The 3,268-nt window shown below is 32.8% G+C and carries 2 protein-coding genes; both read right to left on the bottom strand.

Annotation, left to right across the window (positions count from 1 at the left end):
- Window positions 1–211 precede the first annotated feature (211 nt).
- On the bottom strand, window positions 212–679 hold the full coding sequence (locus HMPREF1552_RS02195; RefSeq protein WP_039900981.1) for a DUF4825 domain-containing protein: 468 nt from the start codon (window positions 677–679) through the stop codon (window positions 212–214).
- Between the two features lie 26 nt (window positions 680–705).
- The gene (pheT, locus tag HMPREF1552_RS02190) at window positions 706–3,102 is read right to left on the bottom strand and encodes a phenylalanine--tRNA ligase subunit beta (RefSeq protein WP_021743412.1); all 2,397 of its coding nucleotides are present in this window, start codon (window positions 3,100–3,102) and stop codon (window positions 706–708) included.
- Window positions 3,103–3,268: the final 166 nt, after the last annotated feature.

The following is a 3,268-nucleotide window of genomic DNA, read 5'->3' as shown; positions in this document are numbered from 1 at the left end:
TAAATTTATCTGTTTTTTCACACTCAACAAAAGCCGTCCAGTAATATTTCCCCTCGATTTTCACCAGTTCAGCCTGATATTTTACGATTTGAACATCTTTTAACACTTTTTCCAGTTTTTCCTGCTCAAATTCCTCAATTTTATCATCAAATGGCAATGTTACTATTTTTAACACCTCAATTTCCCCCTATTTACTTAAACTTTATAAGTTTTATTTGTTCAAATATTTTATAAATTCTTTTTCATTACTTCCAATTTCTTTAGTATTTTTATTCACTTCAGCCTTCAAGTAATTATCAATTTCATCTCTAGTAAATTCGGCTATAATTTTATTATTTGAAATATCTTCATATTTCACAAATGATAAATTTTCAATTAAAGCAAATAACACAGCCGAATTTTTAAGAAACTCAGTTTTTTCAGGAATTTCTCCAGAATTTATATTTAATTTGACAAGTACTCCATAAGGCTCTTTTTCCGACAAAATTTGTACAGAATTATAACTTGTTTCCTTGGGATATTTTAAATTTGATAAAATATTCATTACTTTAGAATTGTCACCCACATATTTTGTTTTATATTCATAAGTATTTTTATTAGAATTTTGTGATTTACCACATGCTGTAAAAATAACACATAATATTAATAAAGCTATTATTTCAAACTTTTTATTTTTCATAGCAATCACCTCTAAATTCGATACTTCTATTGTCTTAAAACTGCACCATAATCCTTCTCAACCTTAGCCACAATTTTATTGGAAATGTCTACAATTTCTTTTTCTTCCAGTGTTTTGCTCTTATCTCTTAGAACTACGCTGATTGCCACACTCTTCATTCCTGGCAGTACTCCTACACCTTGATAAATATCGAATAGTTCCACTTTTTCTATTTTCTTGTCAACTTTCTGGATTGTTTTTAATACGTCTCCAACTAGGATTTCTTCCTTCATAACGAATGCAAAATCTCTTGGAACAGCTGGATATTTTACAATTCCTTGATAATTTACCTTTTTACCGATATATTTCTGAATCAAGTCAATGTTAAATTCTCCAACTAGAACTGATGTTTTCCCTAAGTCAAAGTTTTCCAGCACATCTGGATGAATTTCTCCAAAACTTCCAATTAATTCACGTCCCACGAACACGTCAACTGAACGTCCAGGATGGAACTGGCTTTGCTCAGAACGTTTTATCATATAGTTATTGAATTTAAGTTGTGTAAAGATTTCTTCTACAATTCCCTTCAAATCGTAAAAATCGTAAGGAACAGGTTTTGGATTCCACAATGTCTTGTCATTTTCTCCAGCCAGAATTATTCCCAATTTCACTTCTTCTTTTGCCAATTCTTCGGCTTTTTCAAAAGTTCTGCTTACTTCAAAGAATCTGATATTTGCAACATTTCTGTTAATGTTGTCCTTTGCGTTTTTGATAAGGCTGTAAAGCAATGTCGGACGCAATGTTACAAAATCTTCTGTAATTGGTTTTAACACATCAATCAGTTTTTCCTGTGCAACTGTGTATTTTATTTTTTCCATCGCATCTTTTGGAACAAAGCTGTAGTTGATAACTTCCTTCAGTCCTGCATTTGCCGCAATAAGTTTTACCTGCGTAGAAAGTTTTGTTGTGTCAATAACTGGCTGTTCACTAATATCCAGTTTCGGTAAAATGTTTTCGATATTGTCAAAACCATACATTCTGATGATTTCTTCAAAGTAGTCCTGCTCATTTTCCAAATCATCTCGGTAACTTGGTGCAGTTAATGTCAAAGTTTCCCCATTATCTACAACTTCGATTTCAAGTCTAGTCAAAATTCCAACAACAGTTTCACGAGAAATTACTTTTCCAACGAAACGGTTCAGTCTTTCAAAATTAAGTTCAGCAGACTTTTTCTCATAAGGGACAGGATAATTGTCAACAGCTCCAGCCAATATTTCTCCACCTGCTACTTCCTGAATCAAATTTGCAAGTCTATTTATCACATTAACCGCATTTTCCTCGTCCACTCTTCTTTCAAATCTGTATGAAGAATCGCTTGATAAAGTCAATCTTCTTGACGTTTTTCTCACATTTTGCGAGTTAAAGTTTGCTACTTCCAGAAGGATATTTTTTGTATTTTCAGTAATTTGTGAATTTTCTCCGCCCATTACACCACCAAGTGCCACAGCCTTCACCCCATCTGAAATTACAATATCATCACTATTTAACTCTCTTTCCTGTTCATCAAGCGTAACCAGTTTTTCATTTTCAAGCCCTGCTCTCACAACAATCTTTCCACCTTCAATTTTATCAAGGTCAAAAGTATGATTAGGCTGATTAAGTTCCATCATCACAAAATTTGAAGCATCTACAATATTATTAATACTTCTAATTCCAATAGATTCTACTCTTTCCTTAAGCCATTTTGGACTTTCCTTAACCGTTACATTTTTAATAATTCTAGCCACATATCTTTTTGCCAAATTGCTGTCTGAAATTTCAACCGAAATATTGTCGGCAGTTTTTTCGCTACTTTCAGTATTTATCACAAAACTAGGATATTTAACTTCCTTTCCGTAATAAGCCCCTAGTTCTCTTGCAATCCCGATATGAGACAGACAATCAGGACGATTTGGCGTAATTTCCAGCTCGAAAACAGTATCATTAATTCCCAAGTATTTCTTCATTGGTATTCCCGCAGGTGTATCTTGAGGTAAAATAATAATCCCGTCAGAATCCTTACCAATATTCAGTTCTTCTTCTGAACAAAGCATTCCATTTGATTCCACACCTCTTATCTTCCCTTTTTTAATAACAAAGTCTTCAGCCAGTTTTGCTCCAACCTGTGCTAAAACAACCTTATCTCCAGTCTTATGATTAGACGCACCACATACAACCTGCAAAATTTCCTTCCCATTATCTACTTTACAAATCGTCAAATGATCCGAATCAGGATGCATCTCCTTTTCAACAATATGTGCCGTTACAACATTTTCCAAGTTTTCCCCCAGCACCTCGATTTTTTCGACTTCCTGCCCAATCATAGTAAGGGCATTCTCCATTTCATTTATTTCTATTCCATCTAAATCTATATACTGCTTTAACCAGTTCAACGAAATCAGCATTTTTTTCTCCTTATTTTTCTTTTTTTTATTTCAAATATATTATCTGTTTTATTTTTTTATTATTAATAAATATTTTTCCTATAATTTTATACTTATCCTTTTTAAAAGCAAAGGGGAACAGTCGCCATCCCTTTTTATTTCGCAATATTAGTTATTTCAATTTCTT

It is taken from the genome of Leptotrichia sp. oral taxon 879 str. F0557 (assembly GCF_000469385.1).
Classification (GTDB): domain Bacteria; phylum Fusobacteriota; class Fusobacteriia; order Fusobacteriales; family Leptotrichiaceae; genus Leptotrichia; species Leptotrichia mesophila.
This window is presented reverse-complemented; position numbering and strand designations above follow the sequence as displayed.